The sequence below is a fragment of the Rhizobium leguminosarum genome (assembly GCF_001679785.1).
GTDB classification, from domain to species: Bacteria; Pseudomonadota; Alphaproteobacteria; order Rhizobiales; family Rhizobiaceae; genus Rhizobium; species Rhizobium leguminosarum_R.
Genome location: NZ_CP016286.1, coordinates 102,965 through 118,207 on the forward strand (window position 1 = coordinate 102,965; position 15,243 = coordinate 118,207).

General features: G+C 62.0%; 18 protein-coding genes. 14 read left to right on the plus strand and 4 right to left on the minus strand.

Going from position 1 to position 15,243, the window contains the following annotated elements; genetic code table 11:
• Positions 1-12 precede the first annotated feature (12 nt).
• The 5 genes from ctaD to BA011_RS00480 all read left to right on the plus strand — a co-directional run bounded on the left by ctaD (position 13) and on the right by BA011_RS00480 (position 4,416).
• Positions 13-1,713, plus strand: coding sequence for a cytochrome c oxidase subunit I (gene ctaD / locus BA011_RS00465; RefSeq protein ID WP_065279027.1), 1,701 nt, complete (start codon positions 13-15; stop codon positions 1,711-1,713).
• Between the two features lie 67 nt (positions 1,714-1,780).
• Positions 1,781-2,731 carry a heme o synthase gene (locus tag BA011_RS00470; protein WP_065282349.1) on the plus strand — a complete coding sequence of 317 codons (951 nt, stop codon included), beginning with the start codon at positions 1,781-1,783 and terminating at the stop codon, positions 2,729-2,731.
• Positions 2,731-2,871, plus strand: a complete 141-nt coding sequence (locus tag BA011_RS44085) for a hypothetical protein (protein ID WP_011650759.1) — start codon at positions 2,731-2,733, stop codon at positions 2,869-2,871. The genes BA011_RS00470 and BA011_RS44085 overlap by 1 nt, the downstream gene beginning before the upstream one ends.
• Complete coding sequence (locus BA011_RS00475) at positions 2,868-3,476, plus strand: cytochrome c oxidase assembly protein (RefSeq protein WP_065279028.1); 609 nt, start codon at positions 2,868-2,870, stop codon at positions 3,474-3,476. Before BA011_RS44085 ends, BA011_RS00475 begins: the two co-directional genes overlap by 4 nt.
• 61 nt (positions 3,477-3,537) lie before the next feature.
• Positions 3,538-4,416, plus strand: a complete 879-nt coding sequence (locus BA011_RS00480) for a cytochrome c oxidase subunit 3 (RefSeq protein WP_065279029.1) — start codon at positions 3,538-3,540, stop codon at positions 4,414-4,416.
• A 456-nt stretch (positions 4,417-4,872) separates the two neighbouring features.
• On the opposite strand, the gene BA011_RS00485 is transcribed toward BA011_RS00480, so the two are convergent.
• Positions 4,873-5,514, minus strand: coding sequence for a chloramphenicol phosphotransferase CPT family protein (locus BA011_RS00485; RefSeq protein ID WP_065279030.1), 642 nt, complete (start codon positions 5,512-5,514; stop codon positions 4,873-4,875).
• A gap of 119 nt (positions 5,515-5,633) precedes the next feature.
• Between BA011_RS00485 and BA011_RS00490 the strand changes: the two genes are divergently transcribed.
• From BA011_RS00490 to BA011_RS00520, 7 genes are all read left to right on the plus strand, one after another.
• Entirely contained in the window at positions 5,634-6,014 is a 381-nt protein-coding gene (locus BA011_RS00490; protein ID WP_065279031.1) for a DUF983 domain-containing protein, read from the plus strand.
• On the plus strand, positions 6,007-6,762 hold the full coding sequence (locus BA011_RS00495) for an SURF1 family protein (RefSeq protein WP_065279032.1): 756 nt from the start codon (positions 6,007-6,009) through the stop codon (positions 6,760-6,762). The genes BA011_RS00490 and BA011_RS00495 overlap by 8 nt, the downstream gene beginning before the upstream one ends.
• A 257-nt stretch (positions 6,763-7,019) precedes the next feature.
• Positions 7,020-8,021 (plus strand): 4-hydroxy-3-methylbut-2-enyl diphosphate reductase, encoded by a 1,002-nt coding sequence (ispH, locus tag BA011_RS00505; RefSeq protein WP_003545997.1) that lies wholly within the window; start codon positions 7,020-7,022, stop codon positions 8,019-8,021.
• A 55-nt stretch (positions 8,022-8,076) separates the two neighbouring features.
• Positions 8,077-9,042 carry a homoserine kinase gene (locus BA011_RS00510; RefSeq protein ID WP_065279034.1) on the plus strand — a complete coding sequence of 322 codons (966 nt, stop codon included), beginning with the start codon at positions 8,077-8,079 and terminating at the stop codon, positions 9,040-9,042.
• Entirely contained in the window at positions 9,039-9,494 is a 456-nt protein-coding gene (gene rnhA, locus BA011_RS00515) for a ribonuclease HI (protein ID WP_003545999.1), read from the plus strand. The genes BA011_RS00510 and rnhA overlap by 4 nt, the downstream gene beginning before the upstream one ends.
• A 347-nt stretch (positions 9,495-9,841) precedes the next feature.
• Positions 9,842-10,069: a hypothetical protein gene (locus BA011_RS44890; RefSeq protein WP_237352535.1), complete on the plus strand. Its 228-nt coding sequence runs from the start codon at positions 9,842-9,844 to the stop codon at positions 10,067-10,069.
• Positions 10,024-11,100, plus strand: coding sequence for an IS4 family transposase (locus BA011_RS00520; protein ID WP_237352536.1), 1,077 nt, complete (start codon positions 10,024-10,026; stop codon positions 11,098-11,100). The genes BA011_RS44890 and BA011_RS00520 overlap by 46 nt, the downstream gene beginning before the upstream one ends.
• A 53-nt stretch (positions 11,101-11,153) precedes the next feature.
• On the opposite strand, the gene BA011_RS00525 is transcribed toward BA011_RS00520, so the two are convergent.
• The 3 genes from BA011_RS00525 to BA011_RS00535 form a co-directional block, all read right to left on the minus strand.
• Positions 11,154-12,239 carry a zinc-binding metallopeptidase family protein gene (locus tag BA011_RS00525; protein ID WP_065279035.1) on the minus strand — a complete coding sequence of 362 codons (1,086 nt, stop codon included), beginning with the start codon at positions 12,237-12,239 and terminating at the stop codon, positions 11,154-11,156.
• A 151-nt stretch (positions 12,240-12,390) separates the two neighbouring features.
• Complete coding sequence (locus tag BA011_RS00530; RefSeq protein WP_003546001.1) at positions 12,391-12,582, minus strand: CsbD family protein; 192 nt, start codon at positions 12,580-12,582, stop codon at positions 12,391-12,393.
• Positions 12,583-12,697: 115 nt separating this feature from the next.
• Positions 12,698-13,303: a YqgE/AlgH family protein gene (locus BA011_RS00535; protein ID WP_017959273.1), complete on the minus strand. Its 606-nt coding sequence runs from the start codon at positions 13,301-13,303 to the stop codon at positions 12,698-12,700.
• Between the two features lie 141 nt (positions 13,304-13,444).
• Here BA011_RS00535 and BA011_RS00540 point away from each other — a divergent pair, with 141 nt between their 5' ends.
• On the plus strand, positions 13,445-14,284 hold the full coding sequence (locus tag BA011_RS00540; protein ID WP_065279036.1) for a protein-disulfide reductase DsbD domain-containing protein: 840 nt from the start codon (positions 13,445-13,447) through the stop codon (positions 14,282-14,284).
• Between the two features lie 130 nt (positions 14,285-14,414).
• A complete protein-coding gene (locus tag BA011_RS00545) occupies positions 14,415-14,900 on the plus strand; it encodes a peroxiredoxin (RefSeq protein WP_065279037.1) in 486 nt (161 codons plus the stop codon).
• Positions 14,901-15,243 lie beyond the last annotated feature (343 nt).

Below are 15,243 nucleotides of genomic sequence, written 5' to 3' on the forward strand. Positions count from 1 at the left end.
GGGATCGGGACAATGGCTGGACCTTCCGCTCACGACGATCATTCTCACGCCCATCACGATCACGCGCATGATGATCACGATCACCATGATCACGGGCACAAGCCGAGCTTTGCCAATCGCTGGCTGTTCTCGACCAACCACAAGGACATCGGCACGCTCTACCTGATCTTCGCGATCATTGCCGGCATCATCGGCGGCGCGCTGTCGGTTGCCATGCGCATGGAGCTGCAGGAGCCGGGCATCCAGATCTTCCACGGCCTGGCCTCGATGGTCTACGGCTATGAGGGCGATGCCGCGATCGACGGCGCCAAGCAGATGTTCAACATGTTCACGACAGCGCACGCGCTGATCATGATCTTCTTCATGGTCATGCCGGCGATGATCGGCGGTTTCGCCAACTGGATGGTGCCGATCATGATCGGCGCGCCCGACATGGCTTTCCCGCGCCTCAACAACATTTCCTTCTGGCTGATCGTTCCGGCCTTCGCGCTGCTCTTGCTGTCGATGTTCGTCGAAGGCCCGGCAGGCGCCTATGGCACGGGTGGCGGCTGGACGATGTATCCGCCGCTGGCGACAAGCGGCACGCCGGGACCGGCGGTCGATCTTGCGATCTTCGCGCTCCACATTGCGGGCGCCTCGTCGATCCTCGGTGCGATCAACTTCATCACCACGATCCTCAACATGCGCGCTCCCGGCATGACACTGCACAAGATGCCGCTCTTTGCGTGGTCGGTGCTGATCACCGCCTTCCTGCTGCTGCTGTCACTGCCGGTTCTGGCAGGCGGCATCACCATGCTGCTCACCGACCGCAATTTCGGCACGGCGTTCTTCTCTCCGGAGGGCGGCGGCGATCCGATCCTCTACCAGCACCTGTTTTGGTTCTTCGGTCACCCCGAGGTCTACATCCTCATCCTGCCGGGCTTCGGCATGGTCAGCCACATCATCTCGACCTTCTCGAAAAAGCCGATCTTCGGCTACCTCGGCATGGCCTATGCCATGGTCGCGATCGGCGCCGTCGGCTTCGTCGTCTGGGCCCACCACATGTACACGGTCGGCCTGTCGCTCGACGCGCAGCGCTACTTCGTCTTCGCGACGATGGTCATCGCCGTTCCGACGGGCGTGAAGATCTTCTCCTGGATCGCGACGATGTGGGGCGGCTCGATCTCGTTCCGCACGCCGATGCTCTGGGCGATCGGCTTCATCTTCCTGTTCACGGTCGGCGGCGTGACCGGCGTCCAGCTCGCCAATGCCGGTCTCGACCGCTCGCTGCATGACACCTATTACGTCGTGGCCCACTTCCACTACGTTCTGTCGCTCGGCGCCGTCTTCGCGATCTTCGCCGGCTGGTACTACTGGTTCCCGAAGATGACCGGCTATATGTACAACGAGCTGGTCGGCAAGCTGCATTTCTGGATCATGTTCATCGGCGTCAACCTGGTGTTCTTCCCGCAGCACTTCCTCGGCCTCGCCGGCATGCCGCGCCGCTACATCGATTATCCGGATGCCTTTGCCGGCTGGAACTATGTTTCTTCCATCGGCTCCTACATCTCGGCCTTCGGTGTGCTGATCTTCCTCTATGGCGTCTTCGAAGCCTTCGCCAGGAAGCGTGTCGCCGGCGACAATCCGTGGGGTGAGGGCGCAACGACGCTCGAATGGCAGCTGCCTTCGCCGCCGCCCTATCACCAGTGGGAACAGCTTCCGCGCATCAAGTAAATTGCGCGGGCATCAGGACGCCGCATTCGATACGGCGTCCTGATCGTAAGACATTCAGGACGGAATGATGACGGTCATCGACAATCACGGGGCGCTTGCAAAGGACGGCGAATTGTCGGAAGCGAGTGCGCGCGATTATTTCGAATTGTTGAAGCCACGGGTCATGTCGCTCGTGGTCTTCACTGCCTTTGCCGGTCTCGTGCTGGCGCCGGGCCATATCCATCCCGTCCTCGGCGTGATCGCCATCCTCTGCATCGCCGTCGGCGCCGGCGCCTCCGGCGCGCTGAACATGTGGTATGACGCCGATATCGACGCCATCATGAGCCGCACCGCCAACCGCCCGATCCCGGCCGGCCGCATCGCGCCGTCGGAAGCACTCGCCTTCGGCCTGGTACTGTCGGGCTTTTCGGTGGTGATCCTCGGCCTTGCCGTCAATTGGCTCTCGGCCGGCATCCTCGCCTTCACCATCTTCTTCTATGCCGTCGTCTACACCATGTGGCTGAAGCGCTCGACGCCGCAGAACATCGTCATCGGCGGTGCTGCCGGCGCCTTCCCGCCGATGATCGGCTGGGCCTGCGTGACCAACAGCGTGACGATCGAGAGCACCGTTCTCTTCCTCATCATCTTCCTATGGACGCCGGCGCATTTCTGGGCGCTTGCCCTCTTCAAGATGCGCGACTACGAGGCCGTCGGCGTGCCGATGCTGCCGAACGTTGCCGGCGAACGGGTGACCAAGCATCAGATCGTCGCCTATGCGGTGCTGACCGCCGTCTGCGCGATATTGCCGTCCTTCCTCGGTTTCGCGAGCCTCGGCTATGGCCTCGTCGCAGCCGTCCTCGGCGCGATCTTCATATACTGTTCCATCGCCGTCTGGCGCATGCCCGACGGCGATCCGAAGATGATCCCGGCGAAGAAGCTCTTCGGCTTCTCGATCTTTTATCTCTTCGCCGTGTTCTCCGCCTTGATGATCGACCGGCTGGCGTCGGTGCTGGTCTCGCATGCGGGAGGTTGGTTCTGATGGAATTGCTCAAGCTCACGGAAGCGCAGCGCAAGTCGCGCCGCAACCGCAACGTCGCCCTCGGGCTGGTGCTTGCCGGCCTCGTCATTCTCTTCTACGCGATCACCATCGTGAAGATCGGCGGAGGAATGGCTGGATGAGCGAAGACGCCGCCGCACCGAAGAAGCAGGGGCGCAACAACGGCGCCGTCGTCATGATGTGCCTGAGCTTCGTCTTCGGCATGGGCGCGATGAGCTATGCCGCCGTGCCGCTCTACCGCATCTTCTGCCAGGTGACCGGCTATAACGGCACGACGCAGCGCGTCGACCAGGTGTCGAGCGTCGTGCTCGACCGCACGATGCGCGTCACCTTCGACGCCAATGTCGCCCCCGGCCTGCAATGGGACTTCAAGCCGGTCGAGCGCGAGGTCAATCCGAAGATCGGCGAGACCATCCAGGTCAATTTCACCGCCGAGAATCGTTCGAACGAGACCCAGCGCGGCCAGGCGGTTTTCAACGTCACGCCGGGCGAAGCCGGCGTCTATTTCAACAAGGTGCAATGTTTCTGCTTTACGGAAACGGACTTGAAGCCGGGCGAGAAGCTCGACATGCCTGTCGTGTTCTACATCGATCCTGAAATCGTCAAGGCGGTGGAATCGAAGAATATCCATACGATCACGCTGTCATACACGTTCTACCCGAAAGAGGGTCCGAAGCCGGTGGCTTCGAATGAGGGTGGAGCGCAGAAGATTGAAAAGAAACTTTGATCAAGGCTCGTTTCCGGCTATGCCGGGAGCGGAGTGAAGGAAGACATCCGGGGATAACCACATGGCCGATGCTCATCAAAAGAATCACGACTATCACATCATCGATCCGAGCCCGTGGCCGATTCTAGCCTCGCTCGGCGCCTTCATCATGGCGTTCGGCGGCGTCTCCTACATGCGTTATCTCAATGGCGGCTCCTTCAAGGTCGCCGGCTTCGAGCTTGCCAATCCCTGGGTTTTCTATATCGGCTTCGCGCTGGTGCTCTACGTCATGTACGGCTGGTGGGCCGATACGGTGAAGGAAGCCCATGAGGGCGCCCATACCCGCGTCGTCTCGCTGCACCTGCGCTACGGCATGATCATGTTCATCGCTTCGGAAGTGATGTTCTTCGTCGCCTGGTTCTGGGCCTATTTCGACGTTAGCCTCTATCCGAACGAAGCGATCCAGGCCTCGCGCGTGCTCTATACCGGCGGCACCTGGCCGCCGAAGGGTATCGAGGTTCTCGACCCCTGGCACCTGCCGATCTACAACACCGTCATCCTGCTCCTGTCGGGCACCACGGTCACCTGGGCGCACCATGCGCTGCTGCACAACGACCGCAAGGGCCTGATCCAGGGCCTGACGCTGACCGTGCTGCTCGGTATGTTCTTCTCTGCCGTTCAGGCCTACGAATATGCTCACGCCCCGTTCGCCTTCAAGAGTTCGATCTACGGCGCGACCTTCTTCATGGCGACCGGCTTCCACGGTTTCCACGTCCTCGTCGGCACGATCTTCCTGGCTGTCTGCCTGATCCGTGCGCTGCGCGGCGACTTCACCCCGAAACAGCATTTCGGCTTCGAGGCGGCCGCCTGGTACTGGCACTTCGTCGACGTCGTGTGGCTGTTCCTGTTCTTCTGCATCTACGTCTGGGGCGGCTGGGGCGCACCCGTCGCAGCCGGCTGATCGGAACCACAGTCAAGCAAAAGGCGGGCCTCGTGCCCGCCTTTTTGTTGCCGCGACAGCCCGCATCTTTTCGGAGACGAGAGGGACGTGCCATGCGAGAACGGGCGAGGAACGGAGAGGCTGCCGCATGTGTCCTCTTCTCCCCAGCGGGGAGAAGGTGGCCCGAAGGGTCGGATGAGGGGGCCACACGGCACGGCCTCTCATCTTAACTATCCCTCCATGCCGACGCGAGCGCGGTCGAATCCCGCATGAATGTTGTTTTAAAGACCGGCTTCGCCGGCCCCCTCATCCGCCCTACGGGCACCTTCTCCCCGCTGGGGAGAAGAGGGAATCGAGACGCTGCGGCATATCCCCTTCGCCCCGTTTACGGGGAGAAGGTGCCGGCAGGCGGATGAGGGGCTGCCCTCGGCAATCTCCTGGGCTGAGGTAAGGGCTCCGCACCCGCTGTTTATCGCCTCAGCGTACCCCGGCGATCCGTTCGAAGGCCGAAGGTTCGGGAATACCGAGATCCAACTGGTGGCGGATCGCTTCGGCGCATTCGAGCGGTGTCAGCACCGACGTATCGACCTCCATGTCGTAGATGCCGGGACGATGCACCTCATCCTGCCAGCGTTGCACCGGTTCCGGGACTGGCACGTCCTCCGTGGCGCTGAGATAAAGCGTCTCGCGCCCCTCTTGGACAATGTCGCGCCGCTGCATGATCGTCTCGATCGGACAGCGCACGCCGACGAACAGCACGGGAAAGTCTTCCAGTCGCCGGGCGCAATCGCCGAGAATGCCGAGCGGCTGCGAATAGCTGTCGTGGTGACCGAGATCGGCGATGACATTGAGCCCCAGGCTGGCATGGATGGCGATCGATTCGTAGAGCGCTGCATAAAAGAACGGCACCAGTTCCTCGAGATCCGGCCGTTCGCCGCCCGGCCGCAGTCCGATGCCCGGAAGGTAGCGCTTCGGTGTCATGGCATTGTAGCTGTCGACGCCGAGGTTGATCCACGGGCCTTCGAATTCATCCTGGATCGCGCGCACGATGCTTGATTTGCCGCTCCGCGGCGCACCATTCAAGATTACGATCTGCCCGGCATGGCTGTCATTGCTCATCAGTTTTCTTCTTCTGTTTGGCGCGAATCGCTCGGCAGAGACCGCGCAGGTATTTCCATTCGGGATGCGAATACTTTATGGGAGAGTTAAGGCAGCATGGAATTGTCACAAGGAACAGCATGAACGAGGACAGCGCCCATTTTCCGCCCGTCGACCCGGTGAAGACCGGGATCAAGGGCTGCTGCCCGCGCTGCGGTGAGGGCAAGCTGTTCGATGGCCTGCTCGGCCTGAAGCCGCGCTGCGCCGCCTGCGGCCTCGATTATTCCTTTGCCGATTCCGGTGACGGCCCCGCCGTCTTCGTCATCCTCATCGTCGGCTTCATCGTCATCGGCATGGTGCTGTGGCTGCAGGTGAATTACGGGCCGCCGATCTGGGTGCACATCCTGCTCTTCGCTCCGTTGACGATTATCCTGTCGCTGCTGGCGCTGCGCTGGTTCAAGGGCATCCTGATCGCCATGCAATACCGCCATAATGCCCGCGAAGGACGCCTGAGTGACTGATATCGACCATGCCGCGCCGCGCCGCCGGCTGCCGGTTTTGACCGGCATCCTGGTGCTGATCGCTCTTGCCATCCTGATTTCGCTCGGCACCTGGCAGGTGGAGCGCCTGCACTGGAAGGAGGGCCTGATCGCCGATATCGCCGCGCGGCAGGCAGCAAGCCCCGTGCCGCTTGCCGACATCGAGGCGATGACGGCGACAGGCGGCGACATCGAATACCGCAAGGTCACCGCCACCGGCCGCTACATCAACAACAAGGAGCGGCACTTCTTCGCCACCTGGCGCGGCCAGACCGGCTTTTATGTCTATACGCCGCTGGAGCTTGCCGACGGGCGCATTCTCTTCGTCAATCGCGGCTTCGTTCCCTATGACAATAAGGAGCCGGAAACGCGCATGCAGGGCCAGCTGACGGATCAGCAGACCGTCACCGGCCTGGCGCGCGAAAAGCTTCCCGGCAAGCCTTCCTGGGTGGTGCCCGACAACGACGTCGCCAAGAACATCTTCTACTGGAAGGATCTCGACGTCATGGCCGAGAGCGTCGGGCTGGAGAAAGCGAGGGTCATTCCCTTTTTCGTCGATGCCGATTCCACCCCCAATCCGGCCGGCCTGCCGATCGGCGGCGTCACCCAGGTGGATCTGCCGAACGATCATCTGCAATATGCTTTCACCTGGTATGGGCTTGCCGCCGTGCTCGTCGTCGTGGTGGCGATCTCCTGGCTCCGCAAGGGTGCCAAGCCACCTCAGCAATAGTATCACTTCAATTCTCGACCATATTGGGCTAGAGGTCCCTTAGCCCTACGCGGGACGTTGCTGTTGAAGCTGGACGTTGCCAAGTTCTCCTTCATTCCTGTCCTCGGGTTTAACCCGAGGGATGTCACAGGAATCCAGTGCGCCCAAGTCCTTGGGCGCGGAAGAGGGACGAGGATGTTGACAGTCATTCACGGCGCCGACGCGCCGTGGCTGGATTCCTGTGACGAGCACAGGAATGAGGAATTTGTGGAACAGACATGAATATTGCGGCGAAACCTCCTTTGACGATCAGGCTCTGCGGCCCGCGCGGCTTCTGCGCCGGCGTCGACCGTGCCATCCAGATCGTCGTGCTGGCGCTGAAATCCTATGGCGCGCCGGTCTATGTGCGCCACGAGATCGTCCACAATCGTTATGTCGTCGAGGGGCTGGAGGCCAAGGGCGCCGTCTTCGTCGAGGAGCTGGACGAGATCCCGGCCGAACATCGCGCCCAGCCGGTGGTCTTCTCCGCCCATGGCGTGCCGAAATCCGTGCCCGAGGATGCGGCAAGCCGCAACCTCTTTTATCTCGACGCCACCTGCCCGCTGGTTTCCAAGGTCCACAAGCAGGCGATGCGCCACAATCGCCTCGGCCGCCATGTCGTCCTCATCGGCCATGCCGGCCACCCCGAGGTGATCGGCACGATGGGTCAGCTGCCGGAGGGGTCCGTCTCGCTGATCGAGACGATCGAGGATGCCGACGCCTATGTCCCTGTTGATCCCGATAATCTCGGCTATGTCACCCAGACGACGCTGTCGGTCGACGATACGGCCGGCGTCATCACCCGCCTGCACGAGCGCTTCCCGAACCTGACGGCGCCGGCAGCGGATTCGATCTGTTATGCGACGACCAACCGCCAGGAAGTGGTGAAGCAGGCGGCGCCCGGCTGTGATCTCTTCATCATCGTTGGCGCGCCGAACTCCTCCAACTCCAAGCGCCTCGTCGAAGTGGCGCTCAGGGCAGGGGCGAAGAAATCGATCCTCGTGCAGCGCGCCGCCGAGCTCGACTGGGACGAGATCGGCGCGATTTCGACACTCGGCCTCTCGGCCGGCGCCTCGGCCCCCGAGGTCATCGTCAACGAGATCATCGAGGCTTTCCGTGCCCGGTTCGATGCCCGCGTCGAACTGGCCGAAACGGTTCAGGAAACCGAAAATTTCCTCGTCAACCGCGAACTGCGCAGCATCGAGCTGACGGCCGCCGACATGGCCTTCGTCAACGGCTAGGTCGTCATTGCGGCCTGGGCAATCCTTCATCCATAATGCAGAGACGAGACCTCACTTGGCAGTCTATACCGATATCGCCGAAGACGATCTGAAGTGGTTCCTGACGGAATATGACGCGGGCACGCTGCTCTCCTACAAGGGCATTGCCGAAGGCGTCGAAAACTCCAACTTCCTGCTTCACACCTCCAAGGATCCGCTGATCCTGACGCTCTATGAGAAGCGGGTGGAAAAGAGCGACCTGCCTTTCTTCCTCGGCCTGATGCAGCATCTTTCCGCCCGCGGCCTGTCCTGCCCGCTGCCGCTGCCGCGCCGGGATGGTGCGCTGCTCGGCTCGTTGTCCGGCCGTCCTGCGGCGCTCATCTCCTTCCTCGAAGGCATGTGGCTGAGAAAGCCGGAAGCGAAGCACTGCCGCGAGGTCGGCAGGGCGCTGGCCGAGATGCATGTGGCGGGCAACGGTTTCGACTTGAAGCGGGCGAATGCGCTGTCGATCGACGGATGGCGGGGGCTTTGGGAGAAATCGGAAGCGCGTGCCGGCGAGGTCGAGCCCGGCTTGCAGGACGAGATCCGCAGCGAACTCGATTTCCTCTCTGCCGCTTGGCCGAGTGGCCTGCCGGCCGGCGTCATCCACGCCGACCTCTTCCCCGACAACGTCTTCTTCCTCGGCGACCAGCTCTCCGGCCTGATCGATTTCTATTTCGCCTGCAACGACCTGCTCGCCTATGACGTCTCGATCTGCCTGAATGCCTGGTGCTTCGAGAAGGACGGCGCCTATAACATCACCAAGGGCACGGCGATGCTCGAGGGTTATCAGAGCGTCCGGCCGTTGAGCGACGCCGAAATCGCAGCCCTGCCGGTGCTGTCGCGTGGGTCGGCGCTGCGCTTCTTCCTGACCCGGCTCTATGACTGGCTGACGACGCCTGAGGGCGCCATGGTCACCAAGAAGGACCCGCTCGAATATCTGCGCAAGCTGCGGTTCCACCGCCAGATCAAATCGCCCGCCGAATATGGATTGAGCCTATGAAACACGTCGATATCTTCACCGACGGCGCATGCTCCGGCAATCCCGGCCCCGGCGGCTGGGGCGCGGTGCTGCGTTATGGCGATGTCGAAAAGGAGCTTTGCGGCGGCGAGGCGGATACGACCAACAATCGCATGGAACTGCTGGCGGCGATCTCGGCGCTATCGGCCTTGAAGAGCCCTTGCGAGGTCGATCTCTATACCGACAGCGCCTACGTCAAGGACGGCATCTCCAAGTGGATTTTCGGCTGGAAGAAAAACGGCTGGAAGACCGCTGACAAGAAGCCGGTGAAGAATGCCGAGCTCTGGCAGGCGCTGGAGGCGGCCCGTGACCGCCACAAGGTGACGCTGCACTGGGTCAAGGGCCACGCCGGCCACCCGGAAAACGAACGCGCCGACGAACTCGCCCGCCGGGGCATGGAGCCCTTCAAGAAGGGCAAGGCGGTTTCGTTTTAAGTAGCGGCTGTTTCCTCGAACTCCTGACGGACGAGAGAAGAATACGGCGCTGCCACATCCCCCTTCTCCCCAGCGGGGAGAAGATGCCGGCAGGCAGATGAGGGGGTGAGTGACGACAGGAGCGAATGCGCTGAGCGCAAGCGAAGAGCAACGAATGGTGTGCCGTGTGGCCCCCTCATCCGACCCTTCGGGCCACCTTCTCCCCCTGGGGCTATGGCATTCACACATTTAGAATTGCCTATGGAATTCAGTTCTGATTCTTTTGCTGCAAAGCAGGAGAATTGAGTGATGGATGATTTGAGGCTGGGACGGTTTGGCGACCGTCGCCTGGAAAAAGGGGGGCGTTCTTGCTGGAGCGCCTTGTTGCGACAGCGGGTCAGGCAATGCGGGTGCGCAAGCTCGGCGGCAACCGGGCTGGAGAGATCCGCTTGAGCCGATTTTTGCGCAATGCTGCGATCGATCCGCAGGCGATGATCGATGAGGCGGCGCTGCGCACGGCCAGCCGTTGTGCGGACCGTCACATACGACGGTGGTGCGCTCCGGCGGCGGCGGTGGTCTTTATCTGCACGCGATGATCGGGGTCGACGCCGATGATGGCGCGATTGTCGGGGCGGTCCACGGACAGTTTCTCAGCCGCGACCAGGGCAAGCGCGGCACTCAGCGCGCCCGTCCGATCGAGGAGAAGGAAAGCTACCGCTGGCTGGAGGGCGCCGATCGCGCCGCGCAGGTTTGCGCCGCGGCACGCCACATCACCGTCATTGCCGACCGTGAAAGCGATATCTACGAGGCCTTCACGCGCCGGCCCGCCAATGTCGACCTCGTCATCCGGCTGGCCCGAGACCGCAGCCTCGGCAAGGACCAGCCGTCGCTGCTTTCCCTGGCGGACGCCTTGCCGGTTGCGGCAAGTCTGGCCTTCACCCTGCCGGCCAAGCCGGGCCGCAAGGAACGCGACACGCAGCTGGCGATCCGCTTCAGCGCGGTGAGCTTGCCGGCCCCGAAGAACGGCATCTACAAAAAGGTCCCGGATGGTGTGCGTCTTTGTCTGGTGGATGTGCGCGAGAGCGCGCCACCGCCGGGCGAGACGCCGATCCATTGGCAGCTGCTGACGACCTACGCGGTGTCGGATGCCGACCAGGCGGCGGCGGTCATCGCTCTTTATCGCCGCCGCTGGGCGATCGAGCAATTGTTCCGCACCCTGAAGACGCAGGGCTTTGATATCGAAGGTCTGCGCATCGAGGACGAAGCGCCGCTGAGCAATCTGGTGATGGCCGCCTTCGTCGCGGCCGTGATCGTGCAGCAACTGGTGCATGCCCGGGACGGTGCTCCGCCCGGTGACGCCTTGCGGCCCATCGAAGACGCCTTCGAACCGAGCGACCGGCCACTGCTGGAAGCCTTCTGCGCCAAGCTGGAGGGCAACGCCGCCCGGCAGAAGAACCCGCATCCCAAAGGCTCACTGGCCTATGCCGCCTGGGTCTGCGCCCGCCTCGGCGGGTGGACCGGCTACTACGGCAAGCCAGGCCCGATCGTCATGCTCGACGGCTGGCAACAGTTCCAGGCCGCCAAGCGCGGCGTATCCCTCCTCCTCAACGCTTTCGATGATGTGTGAATCTAATAGCCCCCTGGGGAGAAGAGGGAGCAAGCAGCGCGCCCGAATTTCCTTCAAGCCGCCCGCTGCTGCGGCGCGGTCGCCGCGCCCTGGATCAGCCGGTGCAGATATTCGAGTTTTGCCACGACCGGCGAGGACAGCACGAAGGGATAGGAATCAGGCTGGCCCATGCTGCGCTGGATGGCGTTGATCGCGATGCTGAGCGGCACCCAGGCGCTGACCAGCTGTTCGGCGCTTCTTGCCCGGTAGGGGATGAAATCCACCTCGCCTGATATTTCCTCATGGCCGCGCGGATCGATGGCGATGCCGAAGGCGCGCGCGGTTTCGAGCGTATCGACGATATGGAGGTAATGCGCGAAGCATTCGGCAAAATCCTCCCAGGGGTGCGACGCCGCATAGGCGCTGATGAAATTGTCCTGCCATCCCAAGGGCGCGCCGCCGGCATAATGGGTCTGGAGGGCTGCCATATAATCCTGCCGTTCGTCGCCGAAGACTGTGCGGAAATCGGCAAGGCCGCCCTGATCGCGCACCAGCTTGTTCCAGATGAAGTGGCCGGCCTCGTGGCGGAAATGGCCAAGCAGCGTGCGGTAGGGTTCGTTCATCGAGCTGCGCGCCTGTTCGCGCGTCGCATCGTCGGCCTCCGCGGCGCGGATGGTGATCAGGCCTTCCTCGTGGCCGGTCATGGCCGGCACGATAAAGCCGTTGCTCTCGATCGAATCCTCGAGGAAATCGAAGACCAGGCCGCCTTGCGGGTCTTGCGCCCGATCCGGATGCGGCAGCTTCCAGCGCAGCAGCGAATAAAACAGATGACGCTGCGCCTGGCTGATGCGCCGCCAGCGATCGATGCCGTCCTGGGTGTCGGTGTTCGGAACCAGCCGGTTATGGCGGCAGGCAACGCAGAATTCGCTCTCGCCATCATCGTCCACCAGCCAGTTGCAGATATCGAGGCTGGCATTGGCGCAGAAGCGGACGTCGCGATCGGGATTGGAAACGAGCTGCCAGAGCGTCTCGTCGCGCGGCTCCAGCGCATGCATCGAAAGGTCGCCGGGCAGGAAGCCGAGACGATGGTTGCAACGCACGCATCGACGGTTGTCGAAATGGACGACCTGATCGCAATTGTCGCAGGCAAAGAGCTTCATCGTGTCTATCTCTGCAAAGCATGAGGGTGGGGGATTGAAAATGCCTGCCGCGCGCTTGCGCAGCAGGCATGGTGATAAAGGATGAGCGTCTACTGCGCATTCCCTAAATCGGAATCACAGCGTCTTTGCGTGTGTGAAGAGACGCTGTCGCTCAGAGCCGGTCGACGGCGCCCTTGAGCTTGTCCTTGACCTTGCCGGTTGCGACTTGTCCCTTGCCCTTGGCTTCCTGGACGGCGCCCTTGGCCTGCATTTCGCGATCGTCCGTCGCCTTGCCGACGGCCTGCTTGGTCTTGCCGGCAATTTCGTTTGCCTTGCCGGAAATCTTGTCGCTGGTGCTACCCATCTTGTGATGTCTCCTTGGTCAGCATGGGCCTTTTGTCCATGCTTGCCGAAATGAAACGTCACTTGCGGCTATTCGTTCCCGCTGCCGTCAGGTCAGGCGCTGTCAGGCCAGCCCCTCAAGCATGGCCGGCTTCGGCCGAAAGCATGGCGGCGGTCACGCCCATGCCGGCGAGCGCCCGCTCATATTTGTCGTCGAGGCTGCGGTCGAAGATCAATTCCTCATTGGCCGGGCAGGTGAGCCAGCCATTGTTGACGACCTCGCTTTCGAGCTGGCCGGCCGACCAGGAGGAATAGCCGAGTAGCATCGTTGCCCGCGTCGGCCCATCGCCCTTGGAAATGGCGCGCACGATATCGAGCGTCGCCGTCAGGCAGATGTCGTCGCTGACGGGAATGCTGGAGTCGCTGGAATAATCGTCCGAATGCAGCACGAAGCCGCGGCCGCTTTCCACCGGGCCGCCGGTCTGGATCGGGAAATCGCGCGCCCGCTTCGGCAGCACGATCGAATCTTCCTGCTTGATCATATCGAGATGCAGCAGCACATCGGTGAAGGTGAGGCTCTGTGGCCGGTTGATGACGAAGCCCATGGCGCCGGCATCCGAATGCGCGCAAATGTAGATGACAGTGCGCGCAAAATTGCGATCTTCCATGCCCGGCATGGCGATGAGGAACTGGCCATCGAAGAAGCCACGTTCCCGTCTGTTCTTCAGGGTCAATAAGGACATCGTTCCTCCTGCTGCTAGACCGCACCAAGGCCTCGACAAAAGAAACATGGGCCAATGTCACACATCAATCAACTGAAAATGAAGAATTAAATTGCCGCGACTTCTGGCGGTCAAACAGCACATTCGGTAAACCTTTGTTCCATGATGATTATTTCCTCAGGCCCGCGCAGTCTTTTAATCGCTGTTGTTTCAGCGGTCGCGGCCCTTGTGTCGTTTTCTTCCACCCATGCGGAAATGAGCGCCTGGGCGGAAAACGAGGGCGGCCGCATGCGCCTCGTGGCGCTCGCGCCCGATGCCGGCGGCAAAATCCGCGCCGCCCTTCAGATCGAGCCGAAACCCGGCTGGATCACCTACTGGAAGGAGCCCGGCAACAGCGGCATTCCGCCGCAAATCACCATCGCGGCGGAAAGCGGCGTCACGCTGGATGCCATCGCCTATCCCGTTCCGAAGCATTTTTTCAACGGCGCGATCGAGGATATCGCCTATGATGCGCCGGTGACGCTGCCGCTGTCGCTGACGGCACCCGGCAAAGGCCCGGTTACGATCGACGCCGCCGCCTTCATCGGCATCTGCAAGGATATCTGCATTCCCTTCCAGGCGAATTTGCAGCTGAAGCTTGGCCCCGCCATCCAGTCGCGCCCTGAAGAGGAGGCGATCCTCCAGGCCGCCGATGCGAGGCTGCCGAAGCCGCCATCGCAGGATTTCGACGTGACGGCGCATGCGATGTCGCCCGACAGGAAGACGCTGTCGCTTGATCTCGTCTTGCCGGGTGAGGGGAAGGCCGCGCCGGATATCATCGTCACCGGCCCGAGCGGCTATGCCTTCACCAAGCAAATCGGCGGCAAACGCGACGGCGCCACCTTCAAGGTCGATATAGCAATCGGCAAGCTGCCGAAGGATTACGACATTGCAGGCAAGCAATGGAGCGTGCTCGTCATCGACGGCGAAAGGGCGATGGAGACCACACTTGCCTTTCAATGATGGGCTCCTATAGTCGCCTCCGATCCCTGCGGCGCCCGCCGCCGCCAAGCCGGAATTTCCAAAGCCGGAACCCAAAGCCCGGAAACCCCCGGAGCCGGAAACCGCTAAGGACAGAACCAAGGAGAAGACCATGACCATCGCGATCGGCGACAAGCTTCCTGCCGCCACCTTCAAGGAAAAGACGGCTGACGGCCCGGTCGAAATCACCACCGATCAGCTCTTCGCCGGCAAGCGCGTCGTGCTCTTTGCCGTGCCGGGCGCGTTCACGCCCACCTGCTCGCTGAACCACCTGCCGGGTTATCTCGAAAACCGCGACACCATCCTTGGCAAGGGCGTTGACGACATCGCCGTCGTCGCCGTCAACGACTGGCACGTGATGGGCGCCTGGGCGCAATCCTCCGGCGGCATGGGCAAGATCCATTTTCTTGCCGATTGGGATGCCGGCTTCACCAAGGCCGTCGGCCTCGACGCCGACCTCTCCGCCGGCGGCCTCGGCCTCCGCTCCAAGCGCTACTCGATGCTGGTGGAAGACGGCGTGGTCAAAGCCCTCAACGTCGAGGAAAGCCCCGTCCAGGCAACCGTCTCGGGCGCTGCCGCGATGCTGGAACAGCTCTGATCTCTCGATAGCGATGGCATCGCCAACGGCGGGTCTGGCAGAAACGCTACCCCCAATCTCCGTCATTCCAGGCCTTGAGCCTGGAATCCATGCCTGGGCTTGCGAAGGTCAATGTGGATCCTCGGGTCAAGCCCGAGGAGGACGGAGGGTGGCGTGAACTTCGGAGCAAGACAGCAAAGTATAGCAGGATGCACGCGCCTTGTGTGCCGCGGCAGCATCATGCGCCAATTCCGGTGGCGAAGGCTGACGGCCAAATGGCCGCACCCTTCCTCTCGTTTATAGCAAATCCCGCCTCAATCTCGCCTCAATCGTTATAACATAACAGTAATGTTATTACATTGTA

Bases quoted from the DNA above. Each gene is read 5' to 3' on its own strand.
- BA011_RS00480 (WP_065279029.1), top strand. From the start codon at position 3,538: ATGGCCGATGCTCATCAAAAGAATCACGACTATCACATCATCGATCCG.
- BA011_RS00525 (WP_065279035.1), bottom strand. From the start codon at position 12,239: ATGAAGCTCTTTGCCTGCGACAATTGCGATCAGGTCGTCCATTTCGAC.
- BA011_RS00490 (WP_065279031.1), top strand. From the start codon at position 5,634: ATGAACGAGGACAGCGCCCATTTTCCGCCCGTCGACCCGGTGAAGACC.
- BA011_RS00545 (WP_065279037.1), top strand. From the start codon at position 14,415: ATGACCATCGCGATCGGCGACAAGCTTCCTGCCGCCACCTTCAAGGAA.
- BA011_RS00535 (WP_017959273.1), bottom strand. From the start codon at position 13,303: ATGTCCTTATTGACCCTGAAGAACAGACGGGAACGTGGCTTCTTCGAT.
- BA011_RS00475 (WP_065279028.1), top strand. From the start codon at position 2,868: ATGAGCGAAGACGCCGCCGCACCGAAGAAGCAGGGGCGCAACAACGGC.
- ctaD (WP_065279027.1), top strand. From the start codon at position 13: ATGGCTGGACCTTCCGCTCACGACGATCATTCTCACGCCCATCACGAT.
- rnhA (WP_003545999.1), top strand. From the start codon at position 9,039: ATGAAACACGTCGATATCTTCACCGACGGCGCATGCTCCGGCAATCCC.
- BA011_RS00485 (WP_065279030.1), bottom strand. From the start codon at position 5,514: ATGAGCAATGACAGCCATGCCGGGCAGATCGTAATCTTGAATGGTGCG.
- BA011_RS00530 (WP_003546001.1), bottom strand. From the start codon at position 12,582: ATGGGTAGCACCAGCGACAAGATTTCCGGCAAGGCAAACGAAATTGCC.
- BA011_RS00470 (WP_065282349.1), top strand. From the start codon at position 1,781: ATGACGGTCATCGACAATCACGGGGCGCTTGCAAAGGACGGCGAATTG.
- ispH (WP_003545997.1), top strand. From the start codon at position 7,020: ATGAATATTGCGGCGAAACCTCCTTTGACGATCAGGCTCTGCGGCCCG.
- BA011_RS44085 (WP_011650759.1), top strand. From the start codon at position 2,731: ATGGAATTGCTCAAGCTCACGGAAGCGCAGCGCAAGTCGCGCCGCAAC.
- BA011_RS00540 (WP_065279036.1), top strand. From the start codon at position 13,445: ATGATGATTATTTCCTCAGGCCCGCGCAGTCTTTTAATCGCTGTTGTT.